The organism is Bacillus sp. LH1, assembly GCF_057924895.1.
Genome location: NZ_CM175007.1, coordinates 5,072,678 through 5,094,291, shown reverse-complemented (window position 1 = coordinate 5,094,291; position 21,614 = coordinate 5,072,678). Strand labels below are relative to the sequence as shown.

Below are 21,614 nucleotides of genomic sequence, written 5' to 3'. Positions count from 1 at the left end.
TGAAACCTGTCATAAGGTGACAGGACGAACGTAAGCGAGGAAGTGCATTATGCCATCAGGAAGAACGCATACGAAAATAAACTTAATATCCCTTCCGGTTGTTTTGTTTTTTCTCTTTTCGTATGGATTAACAAATTTTGATTTTTTATTAACTTTTGCAATTGGTTTTTTAGTAGGTACTTCATTTTTAACACCAGATTTAGATACGTACAGTAATGCTTATAACAAATGGGGTTTCTTACGTATATTTTGGTATCCTTATAAAAAAGTAATGCCGCATCGATCTTTCTTTACGCATACGATTATACTTGGTGATGTGATTCGTATTGCGTACATGTTAATCGTCTTTTCTCCATTTTTATTTCTATTAAATGTAATCGCACTGGATGGTAATTTAATAGAAATTGCGAAGAAACATGAGGTTGAAATTGTAACGTTCTTAATGGGAATTGTTGTGGCAAGTACGCTTCACATTATAGCGGATAAAGTGAATACGCGCCGAAAGAAAATGATGAGAAAAAAGAAGAAACGCAGAAGATAAAGTGAACGAATTAGGAAAAGGACCCTTGCAATTTGCAAGGGTCCTTTTTTAAACAAACGTTTGTTTAAAATTAAGCTTTCAGTACTTTAATTCCTTTTACAATGTTCCAGATGAAGTAGTATAAGCTGATGATTCCGCAAATAGCTAAGACAATCATTGATCCAATTCCAAGTGTTACATCTGCTTGGTCAGATCCCATGCCCATAATTCCTAAAATGGCTACACCGATAAATGTAGCAATACTTGGAATGATGTGTGTCCATAGAGCACGTTTTGCATGTGGCTTTGTTTCAGCGTCCCCCACAATCCAAACGATAATTGGGAATAAGATAGGGGCAAATAGTACACTAAAGTACGATAAAGCAGCTAATATTTTGTTTCCATTCATATATATCACCTCATAAATAATGTCCGTTGTTATACTATTATTATGCAATAAATTTTGCAAGCTTTCTATCGATGAACATTACAGGAACATGACGATTTTGTAAGATTTTTTCGTCAAATGATAAAATTTTCAAAAAAATCTTTTTTAATGGAAATTGTTATGGTACAGTATAAATGAAAGTTGTTGAAAACGTTTTCTTAAACGTTTTTTTATTTTAGACTTAAAGGTATGATGACCTGATAGTCTATTGATGAGGTTATTCTATTTAAAAGGGGATTCTTTAGGGGGAGAGAACAATGAACACATGGACACAAGTTTATGATCCATTCGGAAACATTTGGATTTCGGCAGCGGTAGCACTTATTCCGATTATCTTTTTTTTCTTAGCTTTAGCAGTTTTCCGCATGAAAGGGTATGTGGCAGGATTTATTACAGTTGTACTTACAGTTTTAGTAGCGTTATTCGCTTATAAAATGCCGTTCACGATGGCAATGGCAGCGACCGGATATGGTTTCTTATACGGATTATGGCCAATTGCTTGGATTATCATTATGTCGGTATTTTTATATAAAATTTCTGTGAAAACAGGTCAATTCGATGTGATTCGTGCATCGGTATTATCGATTACGAACGATCATCGTCTACTTGTTATTTTAATTGGATTTTCATTTGGAGCATTTTTAGAAGGAGCGGCAGGATTTGGGGCACCAGTAGCGATTACAGCAGCACTTCTTGCGGGGCTTGGGTTAAATCCTTTATACGCAGCAGGTCTTTGTTTGATTGCAAATACTGCACCAGTGGCGTTCGGAGCGATGGGAATTCCGATTACAGTTGCTGGACAAGTAACAGGTATTGATCCACATAAAATTGGACAAATGGCTGGGCATCAATTACCGTTCCTATCATTATTTGTGCCATTCTTTATCGTATTTTTAATGGATGGATTTAAGGGGGTACGACAAACGTGGCCTGCGTTATTTGTAGCGGGTAGTTCATTTGCGATTACGCAGTTCATTACAGCGACATTTTTAGGACCAGAACTTCCGGATATTACATCGGCACTTGTAAGTTTAATTAGTTTAGCGCTGTTCTTAAAAGTTTGGCAGCCGAAAGAAATTTATCAATCCGGGCAAGCAAATAGTGAAGTAGCAGCAACAACGACAGTAGCATCGATGCCGAAATTAACGTTTGGAAAAGTAGTGAAGGCATGGTCTCCATTTATCGTATTAACGGTTATGGTAGTCATTTGGAGCCAAAGTTTCTTTAAGGCATTATTCGCTCCAGGAGGGGCTTTAGCAAGTCTTGTATTTAAGTTTGAAATTCCAGGTCTGCATAATCTAGTAATGAAAGCAGAGCCGATTGTAAATAAATCAACGCCTTACGAGGCAATTTTGAAGTTTGATGTATTATCAGCAACCGGAACGGCGATTTTAATTGCTTGTATCATTTCCATGTTTATTTTGAAAATGAATGTAAAAGATGCAGTAGTGACATTTAAAGAAACGTTAAGCGAATTAAAAATGCCAATTCTATCTATCGGATTCGTACTAGGGTTTGCATTTATCGCAAACTATTCTGGTCTATCTTCTACGTTAGCGTTAGCATTAGCCGGAACTGGCGGCCTATTCCCGTTCTTCTCACCATTCTTAGGCTGGATTGGCGTATTCCTAACAGGGTCTGATACGTCTGCGAATGCACTGTTCTCAAATTTACAAGCCATTACAGCGCAGCAAGTCGGCGTATCTGAAGTGCTTCTCGTTGCAGCAAATACAACAGGCGGTGTAACAGGTAAAATGATTTCCCCGCAGTCGATTGCGATCGCTTGTGCAGCGGTTGGTCTTGCTGGAAAAGAATCGGATTTGTTCCGTTTTACAGTGAAGCATAGCTTATTCTTCGTAATTATTGTTGGTATTATGACGTATGTGCAGGCGTATTATTTAACGTGGATGATTCCGTAAAGAGCAAAAGAAATAAGCTTTGAATTTTTCAGATTATGGTGTATGATGGGAAAGTATTGAAAATTAAATCAGTGATAAACTAGGGGTGCCTAACGTATGCGTAGGCTGAGAGAGAAGCGCGTGAACTTCTTAACCCTTTGGACCTGATCTGGCTCGTACCAGCGTAGGGAAGTTAACGGCTTTACATAATGATGTCTTTATGAGCCAGGTCCTTATTTTTTTATGGACCTGGCTCTTTTTATTTTGGCATGCGCTGGCCATATCTCGTCCTTGTCACGAACAGGGGGGCAACAAAAATTATGAAACAATCTGTTTCAGCTGAGCAAATTGAATTGAAATCGAGTTTACCAGGGAGTAAGAAAGTATATGTGGATGGGCCACGAGAAGGCATGAAAGTACCGATGCGTGAGATTGAACAAAGCGAAACAAATGGCGTTCCAAATCCGCCAATTCGTGTGTATGATACGAGCGGCCCTTATACGGATCCTGAGTATAAAGTGGAGTTAGAAAAGGGGATTCCAACGCCGCGCCATTCTTGGATTATGGGGCGTGGTGATGTAGAAGCATACGAAGGGCGTGAAGTGAAACCAGAGGATGACGGTGTGAAAGTGGCTTCGAAACATACACCTGTTTTCCCGCAGATGGATCGCAAGCCACTTAGAGCAAAGCAAGGTGCAAACGTTACGCAAATGCACTATGCACGTAATGGCATTATTACGTCTGAGATGGAGTATGTTGCGATTCGTGAAGGGGTAGAGCCGGAGTTTGTTCGTAAGGAAATCGCAGAAGGCCGCGCTATTTTACCAGCGAATATTAATCATCCAGAAGCTGAACCGATGATCATCGGGCGTAATTTTCATGTGAAGGTAAATGCGAATATCGGAAACTCAGCTGTATCTTCTTCGATTGCAGAAGAAGTAGAGAAGATGACATGGGCAACGCGCTGGGGTGCAGATACGATTATGGATTTATCTACAGGTAAAAATATTCATACGACGCGTGAGTGGATTATTCGTAACGCACCTGTACCAGTTGGAACTGTACCGATCTATCAAGCGCTTGAAAAGGTAAACGGAATTGCAGAAGATTTAACGTGGGAAGTATATCGTGATACGTTAATTGAGCAGGCGGAGCAAGGCGTTGATTACTTTACAATTCACGCTGGTGTATTGCTTCGTTACATTCCAATCACGGCAAAGCGTACGACAGGTATCGTTTCGCGCGGTGGTTCGATTATGGCGCAGTGGTGTCTATTCCATCATAAAGAAAACTTCCTATATACTCACTTTGAAGAGATTTGTGAAATTATGAAGCAGTACGATGTTTCGTTCTCTCTTGGAGATGGATTACGTCCAGGGTCTATTGCAGATGCAAATGACGAAGCACAGTTTTCTGAGCTTGAAACACTTGGTGAATTAACCAAAATTGCTTGGAAACATGATGTGCAAGTTATGATTGAAGGACCTGGACACGTACCGATGCACTTAATTAAAGAGAATATGGAGAAAGAGCTTGATATTTGTCAGGGCGCGCCGTTTTACACACTTGGGCCGCTAACGACAGATATTGCACCAGGTTATGACCATATTACATCTGCAATTGGAGCTGCGATGATTGGCTGGTTTGGAACAGCGATGCTTTGTTATGTAACGCCGAAAGAACATTTAGGTTTGCCAAACAAAGATGATGTACGCACGGGTGTTATTACGTATAAAATTGCAGCGCATGCGGCTGATCTTGCGAAAGGACATAAAACGGCTCATCAGCGTGATGATGCACTTTCAAAAGCACGCTTCGAATTCCGTTGGCGCGATCAATTTAATTTATCTTTAGATCCTGAACGTGCGATGGAATATCATGATGAAACGTTGCCTGCAGAAGGGGCAAAGACAGCTCACTTCTGTTCAATGTGTGGACCGAAGTTTTGTAGTATGAGAATTTCGCATGATATTCGTGAGTATGCAAAAGAAAATGATTTAGAAACGACAGAAGCAATTGAAAAAGGAATGAAAGAGAAAGCAGAAGAATTTAAAGAAGCTGGTAGTCATTTATATCAATAATATGTTACACCTCTTTACTTGATTGATCACACTGTAGTACCTAACTTTATTATAGAAGAAGCCCCATTTGCTAAGACGGTAGCAAATGGGGCTTCTGTTGTTTATAAGGCAAAGAAGAGATGTACCCAGTAGAATAAGAGGAATAGTGTGACGACTGTTGTGAGCGGGATAACGATAAGGGATACACTTAAATAGTCTTTCCATTTTACTTTAATTTTGTTTTGTTTCAGAATATACATCCAAATGAGTGAAGCTAGTGTACCAATTGGTAGTAATAGTGAACCGATGTCACTACCAATGATGTTTGCAAGATAGATTGTTTTTAATGTGACTGGATCTAGTCCCATTTCTGTTAATGTGATTGTACCAATCATAAGGGCAGGATGGTTATTGAAGACGTTAGAGAGGATGGATACAAGTCCGCCCATTGCAAAGCTAGCATAGAGTAGATGCTGATTCACAATTGGCTCGAGCCATTGTACAAGTGCAGCTGTTAATCCTGCGTTGTGGAGTCCGTAAATAATGACGTACATAGAGAAGGCGAAAATTAAAATGTGCCACGGTGTCTTTTTCAAAATGTCGACAGGATTTGTTCGTAAGTAGTACCATCTCCAAATGAGAAGAACGAGTGAACCAAGTACTGCAACGATTTCAATTGGGATGGATAAGAAGGATGCAACGAATAGAAGACAGCGCATCAGGAAGACGAAACCTAATACTTTTAACATGAATCTTGTCCGTTTTTGTTTCGTATCAACAGAATTATTTCCTTTTAGTGGATGGAAGTTTTTCGTGAAGAAAATTTCTTCAATATCATATGAAGAAACAGGTAATTTTTTCGGAAGTTTTTTCTTCAAAACTGTATACATGAGCCATGACATAAATAATAAGCCTAATGTTGCAGGTACAAACATCATAGCAGTATGCATATAAAGAGTCATATTAACGATATTTAATGCAATTAAGTTTACGATATTACTTACACCAATTGGTGCACTAGATGCGGTAGCGATTAAAGCTCCGCTTAATAAATAAGGAATTTGTTGATGTGGTTTTAATTGAAGATTTTTTAGAAGAAGAATTAAAATGGGAGTTGTAATTAAAATACTACCGTCGTTATTAAATAAAAGAGTCATAAGAAAACATAATAATTGAATATACCAGTATAGACGGCGTCCAGAACCTTTCGCTAGATTTGCCAGTTTCGCTGCGGACCAATGGAAGAAGCCGAAGCTTTCTAATATAACTGCCATAACAATAGTTGCTAATATTGTTATGGAGGCCCCTCCTATTTTACTAACAATATCTATGACGTCTGGTTTTGACACAAGTCCAGTGATTAGGATAATGCCAGCACCAATTGCTGCTGGCCACGCCTCATTTAGACCGCGAGGCCGCCAAAAGATAACAATCATCGTTAAGAAGAATACAATAATAGTAATCCATATTTCAATGCTCATATTTTGCCTACCTTTCTATTTTCCCTTGAACAGATGTAGCTTGTCTCAAGTTTATATTGGTAGTATATTCAGCAAAAAATAAGAAGAACTAGACGTATAACGAGATGAACCGAATATGTGTTTTTCATGCTAAAGGACAAGTGTCACGAATAGTGAAATAACTATTATGAGAGGAGTCTATAAATTATTGGGGCAGTAAAATAGTAAATGAAATTTATATGGGCAATTATGGAGATATATTGGCGCAACTTAAAATATATCAGCGATTATTGAAATATATTGGCGATTTTTAAAATATATCGACTTATCGACAAAACATGACAAAAGGAGTCTATTCCAAAATGCCTTTTGGGACAGACTCCAAGACTATATTATTTTTCCTTCAAAAAAGTACGATCCTTCAAGAATAAATTCCAGAAGAAAATAAATCCTGGTAATAAAATTGCAATCCCAATTGCGTATAGAATGAGCAGTGCATAGAACGTTTCTGTCGTTGTAAAGCTTGTAAATACAGTTACGTCAGGATAAATAATATACGGTAAATGGGCGACGCCGTAAGCGTAGCTTGCAAATGCATATTGAGCGACGACAGCTAAAACGGCAATGCGAGGGTATCCTAGTGTATTGTATTTTTTGTTTGTCCACCAAAGGGACGAGTATCCGATAACGAATAAAACAATAGAAACTGTAAACCACGGGAATTGCTTTATTAATCCTTGCATAAGCCAATGTGTTTCTGGATCCATTACAACGAGAGCGATGATCGCTGTAACGAGTGTTGCAGGACCAAGGATGATGGCATTTCTTCTATAAATTCTATACGTATCTTCTGAACTTTGTTCTCTCGCAAAATCAGCGAGAAAGAGAGAGGAGAGAAACAGTTCAGACGTTAGTCCGAAGAGCATATAACAGTAGATAACCGGGCTAGAAAGAAGTTTTCCATACAGGAGTACTTCTTTTCCTTCAGACATTGTAATATAGGCTCCCTCTGTAACGGGTAAAACGGTAATTAATAGTGCTGGAATTAAGAGACCAGTAATACCTGAAATAACCCGAAGAAGGTACTGATATTTTGGTAAGGAGTAAGCAAATACCATAAATGTACTACGTACTGCAACGAGCACTAAAATTAACATAACTGGTACGAACATTACTGTCGCAAGAGTAAAGGCCGCTTTCGGAAAGAAGCCGAGAAATGCGACAACGACGAAAACAAGAAACGTATTTGTTACTTCCCAAGTGGGTGATAAGTACCGATTCGCAAGTTTGGCAGCGAGAGTTGGATGTTTGGCGTATACCATGCCCCAAAAACCAGCTCCAAAATCGATGGACCCTAATATACTGTATACGAAAATAAGGGCCCATAAGATGATGATTGCAATACTTTCCTCATGCATGAGAATCGCCTCCTTGGTGTTGTAAATCATTCTTTAATGGATGTCTTCTAAAGAATGTCCGTAGAACAATGACTGTTAAAATAGCGAGTCCAATATATAAAATGATGAACAAAACAAATAAAGGACCGACGAAATCGGCGCGTGTAGATGCATCGACGGTACGTTGCATACCATAAATTGTCCATGGTTGACGACCGCTACAACTGAAAATCCATCCGAATTCAATACCGAGCATCATAATTGGTCCGCATGCGGCAGCCCCCCAAAGTAGCCACTTCGGTAGTTCTGTTCCCTTTTTTCGGTAAACGAAGTACCAATATAAGAGCGCAATTGCTGCAACTGCAAAGGTAAACGCAGCGGTGCCGACCATTAAGTTGAATAGTGTATGTGTATAAAATGGTGGCCATGTTTCTTGGGGAAATTCCTTTAGACCTTTTACGACAGTGCTAGGGTCTAGTCCCACTAATAAGCTAAGCATGTTTGGGATTTCAAGTGCATAGTTTAGTTCAAGTGTATTAGGATCCACAACCCCGCCAATGGATAGCGGTGCGTGTGATGTCGTTTCAAATAAAGCTTCAGCAGATGCAAGTTTTTCAGGTGAGTGTTTATGTAGGGCGATTGCCGATTCGTGCCCTGAAAGCCACATCGTAGCGCCTGTAATAAATGTCACGACAAGCCCTAATAGTAGCCCCTTTTTATGATAAGCAATTTCACGTGTACTTAAATTTTTCTTCAATAATTTAAATCCAGCGATAGAAGCAATGACAGCCGCACCAGTTGCATAAGCCGTAATAACGACATGGAATGCACTTGTGCCAAAACTCGGATTAAAGAAAGCTTTCCAAGGATCAACGTTAAAAACAGATCCATCTGGATTCATTGAAAAGCCTGCTGGTGTATTCATCCATGTATTTGCTGATGTAATGAGCACGGCGGATGCCGTGGCACCAAGCATGACGAAAAATAGCGAGATTAATCTCATAAATGGAGGAAGTTTATCAGCTGCATATACGTAAATCGACATGAATAAAGCCTCCAAAAAGAAGGCAAAAATCTCAATTTGGAAGGGAACAGAAATAACTTGCCCAACAATTTTGGCGAAACCAGGCCAAAGAAGTGAGATTTGCACACCAACAATTGTTCCAGTTGGAATTGCTACACCGAGAAGAATAGCAAACGCCTTTGTCCATCTTTTCGCCATAATGGCATAGTCGGAGTCTTTCTTCCAGTGATAGAGTATTTCGCTTATAAAAATCATCAATGAAAGACCGACCCCAAGTGTTGCAAAGATAATGTGGAATGCTAATGAAGAACCAAAAAATGCTCTTGCTAATGTTACCGTATCCATATGTAAACTCCTCTTCTTTTTTGCCATTATTTTCTGATTGAATTGGAAGATTTATTCAAAAAAACTACCAAAAATATATATGTATTTAAAAAGTGAATATGATAATATAATGTTGTAATATTTTGAATAGAAAGAAATAAATAGTTGGTCATGTTTTGTTTGTTTTTTGCTCAGGAATCTTTTATAATCTTTTATGCGAACATAAGTTCTGTTTTTCGGAATCAAGAAGTTTATGTGAAATGGAGAGGGTGTTTTATGTATCCTGAAGTCATTAAAAAGATGGCATTTTCAAAAGAGCATAGAGATTTATTATTGAAGCTATATAATAAAGAAATTACACGTCGTGAATATGATCGACTTGTACAATCGCTATATAAACCTTCTAAAGAGGTTTGCGGGGGATAGAAATGCGGGAGACAATCTAATAGATTGTCTTTTTTAAATTTATGTATGTTCTGATAAAATTAAGGTTAGCCTTACTAGGGAGGTGAAAAGATTGCGGAAACGTTTATATATAGGGATTGGAGTTATCTTCTTAATCGCTTTAGGTGGAATTGTATTTTGGTCAGCTTTACAAGGAAACCGTACAGAAAATTTTATTTTAAGACATATGGTGAATGACAATGGAACACTTGCCACGTATCGTTTAGTAGATACTAAGGCAGGTACGGGTGAAGCTAAGGGACATGAAGCTTTATCAGAATCGGCGGGATTATGGTTACAGTATACACTTGATAAAGATGATCAGGCGTTATTTGATGAGCAAGTAAAGGTTATTCAAGATAATTTTATATATAAGAATCATATCGTTTTATGGAAACTCTCTGAAAAGGGAGAGAGGCAGTCAGCTACAAATGCACTTATAGATGATCTTCGTATTATAGAACAATTATATCGTGCTTATGAAATGTATAAGGAAGAGCGTTATAAAAACCTTGCCGATCAATTAAGTGATGCTGTACTTCGTTATAATAAAAAAGATAATTATTATGTTGATTATTATGATGCAGATGCAGGAAAACAAAATAATTTTGTAACAACATCATACATAAATCCGCGTGCATTCTCCTATATGAAGAAGTACGGCAAAGTTTCTGCTCAGCAATATCAGGAAGTCGTTCAATTTTTAGCAGATTATCCAAGGCATGGCTGGGCATTCCCAAAAGAGTATAAAGAAGATGGTACATTTACGTACGATAAAGAAGTGAATCTTATTGACCAATCATACGTTGCATATCATCGAAGTTTAGGTGGTCTTTCATCAGCTGCTTATTTGGAATTTATAAAGAAGAAGTTCCAGGAGGATGGAAAGCTATACGGTCGTTACAATTTAGAAACGGGAAAACAAACTGTGAATTATGAATCGCCGGCCGCGTACGGACTAACGATTTTGTACGTACTACAAACAGGTGATACAAAGTTTGCGAAGGAATTGTATGATCATATGGCCACATTCCGAAATGACAACGTATTTAGTAGATATTACGGTGGATATGTAACAGGTGAAAATAATAATACGCATATTTTTGATAACGTATTGCCGCTTTTAGCGGAAATGGAATTAAAAAAGAGTGAACAATAAAAGGTGCCACCATATGAGGGTGGCACCTTTTATTTGTTCATATAATTTTATGTCCTAATATTAGAGAAGTAGTCAATCACGAATTCACGGAATTGCTGAGCAGTTTTCGATAAGTAGCGTTTCTTCGACCAACTTAAGCCGATAGTTCGCTCACAATTTGGTTCAATAATACGTAACTTATTTAATGCTAAAGTAGAGTTTTTTAATAAAGTTAAACTTGGAACAAAAGCGATGCCGAGACCTTGCTTAATGAGGTCGCTAATCACGGTCGGTTCATCGACTTCAAAAGCAATATGCGGAGTGAAACCAGCTTCTTTACAAAATTCATCTGTTAAGTGTCGAAATCCATAGCCAGTGTTCATACTAATGAACGGTTCGTCCTTTACTTCATGGAGGTGGATATTTTCTCGGCCTGATAAACGATGGCCTGAAGGGACGACTAAGAAAATTTCTTCTGTAATAAGTGGTTCCCAAACAATCTCCTCACCTTCAATTGGCACAGAGGAGATACAAAAGTCAATTTCTATATTATCTAGTTGTCGTTTCATAGAAGGAGTAGATGCAAGAAATTGTTGAAATCGAACGTTAGGATGTTCTATTAAAAAAGAGCCAAGTAGTTCTGGTAATATTCTCGGAATAGAAACGGCCAGTGTAATAGAGCTTTGTTGTAATTCGGCTAAATCTTTAATTTCTCGTTCCCCTTCACTTAATTCATGAAAAATACGCTCTACTCGTTTTAAAAATACTTTTCCGAAAGAATTTAAAGTAATCTGTCGGCCTTGGCGATCAAATAAAGGGACGCCTAAATCCTTTTCGAGTCTAGCGATTGTTTTGCTGAGTGAAGGTTGCGCGATATGCAATTCTTCAGCTGCCTTTGTCATATGTTCTAGTCGTGCAACTGTCTGAAAGTATTTTAACTGGAGCAGTTCCATTTCGAATCTCCTTTCTATAGACCAAAAGGAATGAATTGATAATTAAAGATGTATTATACAGTATGGAAAGTGACGTGTATAGTAAATCTGTTAAACCATTCTAATGGTGTTAAATTCGGAGAAGGAGTATGTTTCATGAAGGGAATTCAACTTATATTTAAAGATTGGAAAGCGATGTGGCACCATAAACATGGACGTATCGCTTTAATTTTTTTATTAATCGTTCCGTTAATTTATTCAGGATTCTTTTTAGCTGGATATTGGGATCCGTACGGAAGATTAGATAAATTACCTGTTGCAGTTGTGAACTTAGATAAAGGTGCTGCGATGGATGAAAAAACAATTCATGCAGGAGACGATTTTGTTAAAAATTTAAAAGAGAATAAGGAACTAGCTTTTCATTTCGTATCAGAAAAAAATGCAGATGAAGGGTTAAAAGAAGATAAATATTATATGGTTGTTACGATTCCAGAGAATTTCTCTAAAAAGGTAAGTACACTTATGGATGAGAAACCAGAGCCGGCACAATTGCAGTACAAAGTAAATCCGGGTAAAAACTTTGTAGCAGCGCAAATTGGAACGACAGCTGTTGAAAATATGAAAACAAAAATCTCGAATAGTATTACGAAATCTTATACAGAAGGTGTCTTTTCAAAGTTTCAAGATTTGGCACAAGGATTGAGTGATGCAAGTAATGGTGCTGGGAAGTTACATGAAGGAACGACAGATGCAAGAAATGGGGCAAATCAGCTTGCAGATGGTATTCATCGTTTAAGTGACGGGACATCAAAAGTGAAAGAGGGAAGTGAAAAACTTGCTTCTAGCAAATCAGCCTTAACTGACGGAGCGAATGAGCTAAGTCAAGGAGCAACTTCACTTCATAGCGGTATGGAGTTATTAGCACAAGGTGAAAAAACGTTACAATCAGGGGTTAGTGAATTAAGTGCTGGTACAAATGAATGGGTGAGCGGAAGTGAGAAGCTTGCTGAAGGGCAAGCGAAAGCGGACAATGCGGCAAATAGTGTAAAACAACAATTAGAAGAGTACGTGAAAAATCATCCAGAAGTGCAGCAAGATCCCGCTTTTCAAAAAATTGTTGCTACGTCTAATGGACTAGCTAAAGCAACAAGTACTTTAAATAATAGCCAACAACAATTGACACAAGGTGCGAAGAAGCTTACTGACGGTCAACATAAGATTGAAGAAGGCATAAATACATTCGGAGTTAAGTTAAATGAAGCTACTGCTGGAACGCAAAAGATAGCAGATGGTGCATCGAATTTGGCTGATGGATTTACGAAGTGGGGAAATGGGTTTACATCATTGCAAGAAGGTGTAAATCAGCTTGCGAGTGGTGGAACGGAGCTGAATAACGGTGCTGGTAAATTAACAAATGGACTTGTTAAACTTGATGATGGTGCGAAAGAACTTTCTACGAAATTGGGAGAGGGCGCAGAGAAGATAGCGAATGTTCGTAATGATGATGCACGTAATACGATGTTCTCAGAGCCAGTTCAGTTAGTGAAGTCAACAGTTTCTGACGTGCCTAACTACGGTTCAGGCATTGCGCCATATTTCTTATCACTTGCATTTTATGTTGGCGGAATTATGGCATCGAATATTTTACCTCTTGGCCGCAGACAAAATATGAAGGTAAGCGGAACGGTACATTTTATTAATAAACTAGGATTGGTATATTTAATTGGACTTATTCAAGCGCTACTCGTAGATGTAGTTGTGCTAGGTGTTATGAAATTAGAAGTCGCAAGTGTGCCACTCTTTGTTTTATCAAGTATTGTTATTTCCTTTACGTTCATGACATTTATTCTTATGTTAGTAACAGTATTTGGTCTTGTTGGAAAGTTCTTAGCGGTAACCCTTCTTGTCCTGCAATTAGCGACGAGCGGAGGTACTTTCCCAGGAGAATTAAATATAGCTGTTCTTAGTAAAATTGGACAATTTCTCCCAATGTCCCATTCTCTTAGAGGATTACAAGATGTTATTTCTTTAGGAGATTGGTCGCAATTACAAATGCAAATTTTAATATTGTTATGTTATCTCGTTGTTGCCGGTGGAATTGCTTGGATCACGAGTCATATACAGCATAGAGAAACGAATGTAGAACAAGTTTCTTAAGATGAAATAAGCTATCCGATTTTTTCGGATAGCTTATTTTTATTTTGCAATTTATTATATATTTACATTTATAGAAGTTTGAATATTCTAAAATTGAAGTATGCCAATTGTTAGAATATTGTGGAAATGTTTTTTTGAAATAAATATAATGAACGTACAAATTAAATATTGGCATTGTTTTACATGGAAGGAAAGGTATTCAAATGTTTTTAGGGTAGGAAGAAAAGGCGTACATAGTTTATATGTTAGATTGTTTGAACTTTTGACTGGATGCTCATTCAGTAAATTTTCTTATACGTATAATGATGAACCGTTCCTTTGCAAACTACCAATTCTCACTCTTAATGATGTAAATTAATTTTCCTTTTTGAAATGGAAAGTACAATGCACATGACGTAGTAACAAGTCGAGAAATCTGGGGAGGAGTGGGATATCGTATATGAACATATGGAGGCGAAAAAAGAAGCTAAGAAGACAAAAATCCTTTTTAGTATTGTTAATGCTTTTATTAGTGTTCGCGGATATACCTATCAGTTTAATTGGCAACATAACAATGCACGCAGAGACGGAATCTATACCGAAAGATAAGGGAATAGATTCTACAGCAGAACAACCGAAAGATACGAAGACAGATTCTGCGATAGAGCTATCGAATCCGGAAACTGTGAAAGATTTTGACCCAGGTCCGCCGTATGGAAAAAATGTAGCAAAAAATATTCCTGCAGAGGTTCAAGAGGAGAGACTTGGAACATTTTCTTGGATAAAAGATATGAGACCAGCAAGTTTGGTAGATAATACATGTGCTAAGCAAAATAGAGTTGTACTTAAAAATGGCGGATTTGAAAAGCCAAAAATAACTAGAGACATTTTTATTGATCAAGACAAAGTAGAGGGCTGGAGAACGACAGACCGTTATAAAGTAATAGAGATTTGGAGAACGAGAGATAGAATACCATTGGCTTCACCACTTCCAGCAGAAGGTGAGCAATTTGCTGAATTGAATGCAAGAGAGCCTGGTATGTTATATCAGGATGTGAAAACAACACCAGGGCAAACAATTTATTGGCGGTTAGCTCATAGAGGAAGAGATGGTAAAGATACGATGCGAGTTCGTATCGGATCAGCAAGTACAAATATATCTTCTTTACCTACTATTCAAACAATGGAAGATGATAATAAGGCGTGGGGACGTTATAGCGGAACTTATACAGTTCCAGCTGGCCAAACGTTAACTCGATTTGGTTTTGAGGCTGTTAAATCATTTGGAAATGTACTATCAGTAGGTAACTTCTTAGATGATATTTTTCTTGGAACAGAACCTTGTGTTACAGCAACAAAATCTGTAAGCCCAGAAGGAAAAGTGTATGCGGGAGATGAGCTGACATACACAGTGAATGTTAAAAATGAAGGTGGCGACATTGCCGGTGAAGCGTTATTCACTGATATGATTCCAGAAGGAACAGAATATGTACCTGGTTCTATGAAGATGAAAATAGATGGAGTTGAGAAAACATTAACAGATCAAAATGATAATGATGCAGGTTCTTATAAGGATAAGATGGTTAATGTTAAATTAGGGGATTTACAAAATACTGAAGAGGATCCAGATGGAATTACGGTCCAATTTAAAGTAAAAGCGTTGCCGACTTATATTGGAAAGCAAGTGATAAATAAAGCAAAAATAGATTATGGAAACTTGTTGAAGGGTGTAAAAGAATATACAAATTCTAATGAAGTTGTAAATGAAGTCATAGCAAGAAATCCTGAAATAGAGTCAGTTAAAGAAGTGAAAAATCTGCAAGGGAAAAGTAGGTATGAAGTAGGAGATACGATTGAATACACAGTTAAAATGCGCAATAAAATTGCAAATAGCATTGCAAAAAAAATTATAATAGAAGACTCATTACCAAACGGAGTAGATTATGTACCAGGAACCATTAAGGTAGATGGAAAAGCGGTGACGGACGCTTTAGATCAAGATAGCGGCCATTATACGACAGGGAAAATAATTGGGAATTTAGGCGATATCACAGATACAGGATGGCATACGGTCACCTTCCAAGCGAAAGTAAAATCGAATCAGTTAGATAAGACAATTCGAAATGTCGGAAAAGTAATGGGAGAAAATATTCCCCCGCAAGAACCAGAGGCATCTATTGTGATAGAACCGAAAGATCTGAAAATGGAAACAGTGAAAGAAGCAAAAAACTTACAGCAAGGCAAAAGCAAATATGAAGTAGGAGATACGATTGAATACACGGTAAAGATGCGTAATAGTATGACAGATAGTGTCATAAAAAATGCTAGCATTGAGGATCCGTTACCAGAAGGTGTGGAATACGTACCCGGAACGATTCGGGTGGATGGAAAAGTGGTAACGGATGCTGAAGATGGGGATAGCGGTCATTATAAGTCTAGCAAAGTAATAGGAAAGTTCGGAGATATTCGAGATACAAGCTGGCATACGATTGTCTTTCATGTGAAAGTGAAGTCGGAGCAAGCAGGGAAAGAAATAGTAAACAAAGGTAAAGTAACAGGAGAGAATGTTACACCTCAAGAACCAGAGAAACTAGTGAAGATAGATTATAAAGATCCGAAAATTGAAGCAGTGAAAGAAGTAAAGAACACGCAGCAAGGTAAGAATAAGTACGAGGTAAAGGATACGATTGAATATACGATTAAGGTGCGTAATACAGTGAAAGATAGCATCTTAAAAAATGGTGTAGTAGAAGACCAATTACCAGAAGGTGTGGAATATGTACCAGGGACAATTCGAGTAGATGGGAAGACAGTAACAGATGCTGAAGATGAAGACAAAGGTCATTATAAGAGCGGGAAAATAATAGGGAAACTTGGAGATGTTCAAGATACAGAATGGCATACCATCGTATTTCAAGTGAAGATAAAAGATGGTTATGAAGATAATAAAATACTGAACGTAGGTAAGGTAACGGGTGATAATATTTCTCCACAAAAACCATCAGTAGAAATAGTGGTGGAACCTCCTCCGTCAGGAAAGATTGAAATTGAAAAAGTAGATGCAAAAGATAATACATTGAAACTGAAAAATGCAGAGTTCGAAATTATTGATAAAGATGGAAATGTAGTAGGGAAATTATTAACCGATGAAAATGGGAAAGCAATTTCTGAACCGCTAGTATTCGGTAAATATGAAATTAAAGAAGTACAAGCTCCAACAGGCTATATGGTTTTAAAGGAGTCAATTCAGGTAGAACTTATATCACCTTTGCAAAAGTTGAAAATAGAGAATAACAAGAGTGAATGGGTAATCCCGAATACGGGAGGAGTAGGGACAAACTTCCTTTATTTATTCAGCACTATATTACTAGCGTTAACGTTATTTCTTTATTTCCGAAAAGGAGATAGTAATTTATAAAATACAAAGGGGGCAATACAAGTATGAAAAAGGTATTTAGTATGGTTTTAGCATTTATATTAATGTTTTCAACGCTGCCGAGTGCATTCGCAGCAAATGAGGCCAAAACAAAGGGGTCTTTAACAATTCATAAATATGCGCATGAAAAAGACGGACAGAAAGGTGAAGAAGGAACTGGTGAAGATGGCCAGAAAATTCCTGATGGGGCAACACCAATAGAAGGCGTAGAATATGAAGTTTTACAAATTGAATCTTTTGAAGTAATGACAAAGGATGGAGAAGTTGTAAAAGAAGCTGTAAAGAAAGTTGAAAATGCAAAGCCTTTTATTGCTAAAACAGGTAAAGATGGTACTGTGAAATTTGACAATCTTCCAATCGGTCGTTATTTGGTAAAAGAAATTAGTGGTCCAGCAAACGTTAATTTAAATACTGAACCATATACAATTGATATCCCAATGACTGATAAAGAAGGTAAAAAGTTAAACTATGATGTTCATATTTATCCTAAAAATGAAATTAAACGTGGAGCAGTAGAATTAACGAAAAAAGATGATGCAGGCAAGCCATTAAAAGATGTAGAGTTCACGTTATATCATAAAGAGACTGATAAAGTAGTAACGACGCAAGATGGAAAAGAATTAAAAGGTTTAAAGACAGATGCAGAAGGTAAAATCCGTGTTGACGGTTTACTGTATGGAGAATATTACTTCAAAGAGTCGAAAGCGTTAGAAGGATATGTTTTAGATCCTAAAAAATATGAATTCAAAGTTGAAAAATCAGGTGCATTTCCTAAAGATGGTCAAGCAGGTTATGGTGAAATCGTAAAATTAAAGGAAATTACAAACTATAAAAAACCGACAATTGATAAGAAAATCAATGGTAATTTAAGTGGACTACCAATTAACGTAAATGAAGAATTCACATATGACATTAAAACGACACTACCAGGTGATATTCATACGTACAAGAAATACGTTGTAACAGATAAAGTTGATCCAAGATTAACGATTATCGGTACACCAGTTGTTACAATTGATGGTAAAGAAGTACCTTCGGATGTAGTAAAAGTAACATTAGGTGCAAAAACGGCTGAAGGTCAATTGGTGACAGTTACTGTAGAGAACTTTGAGGCTTTAAAAGGTAAAAAGGAACTACACTTACAAATTAAGGCGAAAGTAAATGCAGATATTAAAGGCGGAGAAAAAATAGAGAATATCGCGAATATTGATTATGAAACTGGTGATAAAGTAACACCAGAGCCAGGGGATAAAACAACAACACCTCCTGTAACAGTTGTAGTAACTGCCGGTAAGATTTCATTGAAAAAAATTGACGGTGAAAGTAAAGAAGTATTAAAAGGTGCAAAATTTAAACTTCAAGATAAAGATGGTAACGTTATAAAAGTAAATGGTGTGGAACAAGTGGGCGAATCTAATGCAGAGGGTATGATTAATTGGGCAGAGATTCCTTATGGTGAATACGAAATCGTCGAAATTGAAGCACCGACTTATAAGAATGATAAGGGTGAAGTGAAATCTTATCAAAAATTAAGAGAGCCAATTAAAGTAACAATTAATAAAGATAACCAAACGGTAAATTTAACTGTAGAAAATAATAAGAGTGGTTGGATCCTTCCTGCAACAGGTGGAATCGGGACAATCCTATTTACAGTAGTTGGCCTTGTATTAATGGGGGCGGCGTTTATGTTCTTAAGAAGGAAAGCTCAATAAGTGCACTGATATAGGTTGAAAAGAGGAAGAAAGAATATCTTCCTCTTTTCTCTATTTTCTATTTCTACATAATAGAAGGGGTATATTATGAAACGTAATATTATTTTTGGATGTATTTTTTTAGTGGGACTTAGTATCTTTTTATACCCGACGGTGAGTAATTGGTTAGCGACACGAGCGCATTATTCTGAAGTGAGTACATATGACGAAAAAGTGAAAGAGTTGCAAAGAGAAGAGATTGAACGTAGAGAAAAAGAAGCGAAAGAGTACAATGAAAAATTACAAAATGAGAAAAGGACAGTTACAGATCCATTTAGTTCAGACGGCAGTGGAAATTCAAGTTCTTATGTAGATATGTTAAATATCGGCGAGGTAATGGGGTATGTAGAAATACCGAAAATTAATGTAAAATTGCCTATATATCATGGAACTTCAGAGAGTGTTTTAAATAGAGGAGTAGGTCATATAGAAAATTCATCCTTACCAGTTGGTGGGGAAGGAACGCATTCTATCTTGACTGGGCATAGAGGTTTGCCTTCTGCTGTACTATTTACAGACTTGGATAAATTAGAGAAATCAGATGTTTTTTATATTCATTCTTTAGATAAAGTACTGGCGTATAAGGTGGATCAAATTAAAGTAGTGCTACCGGAAGAGACAGATGATTTAGCAGTTGTTGAAAATCAAGATTATGTGACGTTAATTACGTGTACGCCATATGGTGTGAATACTCATAGGTTACTAGTTCGTGGTCACCGTGTTCCGTATGATCAAAAGGAAAAAGAGGAGATTAAGGAAGTTGTTGGAGTAGATAAACGGATGATTGGAGCTGGTGCAATTATTGTCGGTGCAGTTCTATTTGCTTTATACAGAAGGAAAAAACGTAAAACGATAGAGAAAATATAAAGTGAAACTGTAATCAGTGGGGGGGCATCCCCACGCTGATTACTAGTTAAACCAATTGGGCTTTTACTGCCCTTTAATGCAGGAAAAAATGGTTAACCTTTCAAGTAATACGTATGAAAGGTTAACCATTTTTTAGTTCGCTATTTGCGTTCCATTACTGCAAAGTAATTATTTTCATTATCAGCAAAGTTGAATGCTCTACCAGTAGGTAAATCTACAACCTGTCCAACTGTGACATTTTTCTCAGAAAGATCTTTATATAGACGGTCTAAGTCATTTGAGAAGAACATAAGTGAAGGTGTATTTAGGTTTAGTTCAGGTTGCATCTTCGCGATTAACGCTTTATCGTGAAGGACGATGCTTGTTCCTGCTTCTTTCGCCGGTGCAATTTCAATCCAGCGGAAGCCATTTCCGTTATTTTCTTCCGCAATGATTTGGAACCCTACTTTTTCTGTCCAAAATTGTACTGTTTCGTCTTGGTTATTTACATATAGCATAATTTGTCCAACTTGATTAATCATAGGTGTCTCTCGCTTTCTTTTTATATGCGTATCATTATATCAAATATATGGCTTGAATAGTTTTTTATGATTTTTTCGGAATACAACCTTCGTCCATTTCATCTTTGTTGTAGGAGAAGGACCTGTAATCCAAGTATGAAATGGTATTGTGCTACAAATGACCATTGTTGAAATAGAGATAATAGCCGTTAACACAAATAGTAATAGGCTATATAATATAGTATTTTCTTGCAGTGTGAATAAAGAAAGAAACTTTGTGCATAGTTGCAAGAAGAATAAGTGAGCTAAATAAGCACCATACGTGTAATTTCCAATGAAACGTAACGTTTTATATAAGAAACCACGACGCTGTACTATCATAATAGATAACACATACAGTATGATAATTTCGCATACGATATATAAAAACATAGATGGTTTTAAATAGGTAGAAACAGTTAAATGAATAGAGTTTGCTCCGTAAAAACTAAACAACTCATAATTGATGAATAAAAATAAGATGAAAAATAATATTGTTATAAGCGGGATATGTTTCATGACGAATAGACGCCAAGTTTTTAGTGCTACAGCGGCAATGCCACCCATAACGAAATAGAATGAGTAGAATAGAAATGATCGATCTGTATAATGTAAAATTGTTGAACTTGTTAATTTTTCTCCATTAAAAATATAGTGAGAAGAGAACCACATTAATAGAAAATATAGGCAAGCGAAAAAGGTCATATATTTATATATGTCTTTTTTATTTTCTGTTCGTTTTTGAAACCAATAAAAAAGTGTGCATAGTAAAGGGAACAATAAGTGAATTTGGAACATCATAATAACGTACCAAAGATGGGGCGCGGCTGTTCCGAGTAATAAACTTTTTATTCCGCCTTGTAATGTAATAAGATCATTTGTTGTTAATAAGTAAAGAATAGACCAAAAGAAATAAGGAATGAGTAAGTGTGTCGCTTTTTCAGAAATATATTCTTTATATACTAATTGCTTCGTATAGTGACGAATTAAGTGAAATCCAACGATAAATATGAATGCTGGTGCTGAGAATTTTGCAAGATTAAATAGCATGCCCATAATGAGGGATTGCTCAAGTAAGACATTTCCTTGATTCATTGTATATAATAAGGAACTTTGCAAAACGACAGCGAGAAATGCAATGCTTTGCAAAACTTTAAATTCAGGTGCGCTTTGTGTCATCGTTTCCATCTCCTTTTCCATACATGATTATAGTACGGAGAATGGATAATGGATGTGGAAT

The 21,614-nt window shown here is 36.9% G+C and carries 16 protein-coding genes and 1 riboswitch; of the genes, 9 read left to right on the top strand and 7 right to left on the bottom strand.

Annotation, left to right across the window (positions count from 1 at the left end):
• The first annotated feature begins 49 nt into the window (after nucleotides 1-49).
• Complete coding sequence (locus ACX9TM_RS26395) at nucleotides 50-541, top strand: metal-binding protein (RefSeq protein WP_001139056.1); 492 nt, start codon at nucleotides 50-52, stop codon at nucleotides 539-541.
• A gap of 70 nt (nucleotides 542-611) precedes the next feature.
• Here the strand turns inward: ACX9TM_RS26395 and ACX9TM_RS26390 are convergent, their stop codons facing one another.
• Nucleotides 612-929 (bottom strand): magnetosome magnetite crystal formation protein family, encoded by a 318-nt coding sequence (locus ACX9TM_RS26390; RefSeq protein ID WP_001014096.1) that lies wholly within the window; start codon nucleotides 927-929, stop codon nucleotides 612-614.
• 296 nt (nucleotides 930-1,225) lie between these two features.
• On the opposite strand from ACX9TM_RS26390, the gene lldP reads away from it, so the two are divergent.
• Both lldP and thiC read left to right on the top strand, forming a co-directional pair.
• Nucleotides 1,226-2,887, top strand: a complete 1,662-nt coding sequence (lldP, locus tag ACX9TM_RS26385; RefSeq protein WP_065382117.1) for an L-lactate permease — start codon at nucleotides 1,226-1,228, stop codon at nucleotides 2,885-2,887.
• 71 nt (nucleotides 2,888-2,958) lie between these two features.
• Nucleotides 2,959-3,074: riboswitch (TPP riboswitch) on the top strand.
• Nucleotides 3,075-3,186: 112 nt separating this feature from the next.
• Nucleotides 3,187-4,947 (top strand): phosphomethylpyrimidine synthase ThiC, encoded by a 1,761-nt coding sequence (gene thiC / locus ACX9TM_RS26380; RefSeq protein ID WP_000814484.1) that lies wholly within the window; start codon nucleotides 3,187-3,189, stop codon nucleotides 4,945-4,947.
• A gap of 101 nt (nucleotides 4,948-5,048) precedes the next feature.
• On the opposite strand, the gene ACX9TM_RS26375 is transcribed toward thiC, so the two are convergent.
• The 3 genes from ACX9TM_RS26375 to cydA form a co-directional block, all read right to left on the bottom strand.
• Nucleotides 5,049-6,407, bottom strand: coding sequence for an arsenic transporter (locus ACX9TM_RS26375; protein WP_000021127.1), 1,359 nt, complete (start codon nucleotides 6,405-6,407; stop codon nucleotides 5,049-5,051).
• Between the two features lie 371 nt (nucleotides 6,408-6,778).
• Entirely contained in the window at nucleotides 6,779-7,804 is a 1,026-nt protein-coding gene (locus tag ACX9TM_RS26370) for a cytochrome d ubiquinol oxidase subunit II (protein ID WP_000544187.1), read from the bottom strand.
• Nucleotides 7,797-9,152 carry a cytochrome ubiquinol oxidase subunit I gene (gene cydA, locus ACX9TM_RS26365; protein ID WP_000381978.1) on the bottom strand — a complete coding sequence of 452 codons (1,356 nt, stop codon included), beginning with the start codon at nucleotides 9,150-9,152 and terminating at the stop codon, nucleotides 7,797-7,799. Before cydA ends, ACX9TM_RS26370 begins: the two co-directional genes overlap by 8 nt.
• A 255-nt stretch (nucleotides 9,153-9,407) precedes the next feature.
• On the opposite strand from cydA, the gene ACX9TM_RS26360 reads away from it, so the two are divergent.
• Together ACX9TM_RS26360 and ACX9TM_RS26355 are read left to right on the top strand one after the other, a co-directional pair.
• Nucleotides 9,408-9,557, top strand: a complete 150-nt coding sequence (locus tag ACX9TM_RS26360; protein WP_000283180.1) for a hypothetical protein — start codon at nucleotides 9,408-9,410, stop codon at nucleotides 9,555-9,557.
• Between the two features lie 91 nt (nucleotides 9,558-9,648).
• Nucleotides 9,649-10,734 (top strand): transcriptional regulator, encoded by a 1,086-nt coding sequence (locus tag ACX9TM_RS26355; RefSeq protein WP_065382042.1) that lies wholly within the window; start codon nucleotides 9,649-9,651, stop codon nucleotides 10,732-10,734.
• Nucleotides 10,735-10,781: 47 nt separating this feature from the next.
• On the opposite strand, the gene ACX9TM_RS26350 is transcribed toward ACX9TM_RS26355, so the two are convergent.
• Nucleotides 10,782-11,666 carry a LysR family transcriptional regulator gene (locus ACX9TM_RS26350; protein ID WP_065382041.1) on the bottom strand — a complete coding sequence of 295 codons (885 nt, stop codon included), beginning with the start codon at nucleotides 11,664-11,666 and terminating at the stop codon, nucleotides 10,782-10,784.
• A gap of 135 nt (nucleotides 11,667-11,801) precedes the next feature.
• Between ACX9TM_RS26350 and ACX9TM_RS26345 the strand changes: the two genes are divergently transcribed.
• The 4 genes from ACX9TM_RS26345 to ACX9TM_RS26330 all read left to right on the top strand — a co-directional run bounded on the left by ACX9TM_RS26345 (nucleotide 11,802) and on the right by ACX9TM_RS26330 (nucleotide 19,835).
• Nucleotides 11,802-13,802 (top strand): YhgE/Pip domain-containing protein, encoded by a 2,001-nt coding sequence (locus ACX9TM_RS26345; RefSeq protein ID WP_065382040.1) that lies wholly within the window; start codon nucleotides 11,802-11,804, stop codon nucleotides 13,800-13,802.
• 439 nt (nucleotides 13,803-14,241) lie between these two features.
• On the top strand, nucleotides 14,242-17,199 hold the full coding sequence (locus ACX9TM_RS26340; protein WP_065382039.1) for an isopeptide-forming domain-containing fimbrial protein: 2,958 nt from the start codon (nucleotides 14,242-14,244) through the stop codon (nucleotides 17,197-17,199).
• A gap of 23 nt (nucleotides 17,200-17,222) precedes the next feature.
• Nucleotides 17,223-18,929 carry a SpaH/EbpB family LPXTG-anchored major pilin gene (locus tag ACX9TM_RS26335; protein WP_065382038.1) on the top strand — a complete coding sequence of 569 codons (1,707 nt, stop codon included), beginning with the start codon at nucleotides 17,223-17,225 and terminating at the stop codon, nucleotides 18,927-18,929.
• Nucleotides 18,930-19,016: 87 nt separating this feature from the next.
• Nucleotides 19,017-19,835, top strand: a complete 819-nt coding sequence (locus ACX9TM_RS26330) for a class C sortase (RefSeq protein ID WP_000827774.1) — start codon at nucleotides 19,017-19,019, stop codon at nucleotides 19,833-19,835.
• 140 nt (nucleotides 19,836-19,975) lie between these two features.
• Here ACX9TM_RS26330 and ACX9TM_RS26325 read toward each other — a convergent pair whose 3' ends face one another.
• Entirely contained in the window at nucleotides 19,976-20,356 is a 381-nt protein-coding gene (locus tag ACX9TM_RS26325) for a VOC family protein (protein WP_000610162.1), read from the bottom strand.
• 39 nt (nucleotides 20,357-20,395) lie between these two features.
• Nucleotides 20,396-21,553 carry an acyltransferase gene (locus ACX9TM_RS26320; RefSeq protein ID WP_000194332.1) on the bottom strand — a complete coding sequence of 386 codons (1,158 nt, stop codon included), beginning with the start codon at nucleotides 21,551-21,553 and terminating at the stop codon, nucleotides 20,396-20,398.
• Nucleotides 21,554-21,614: the final 61 nt, after the last annotated feature.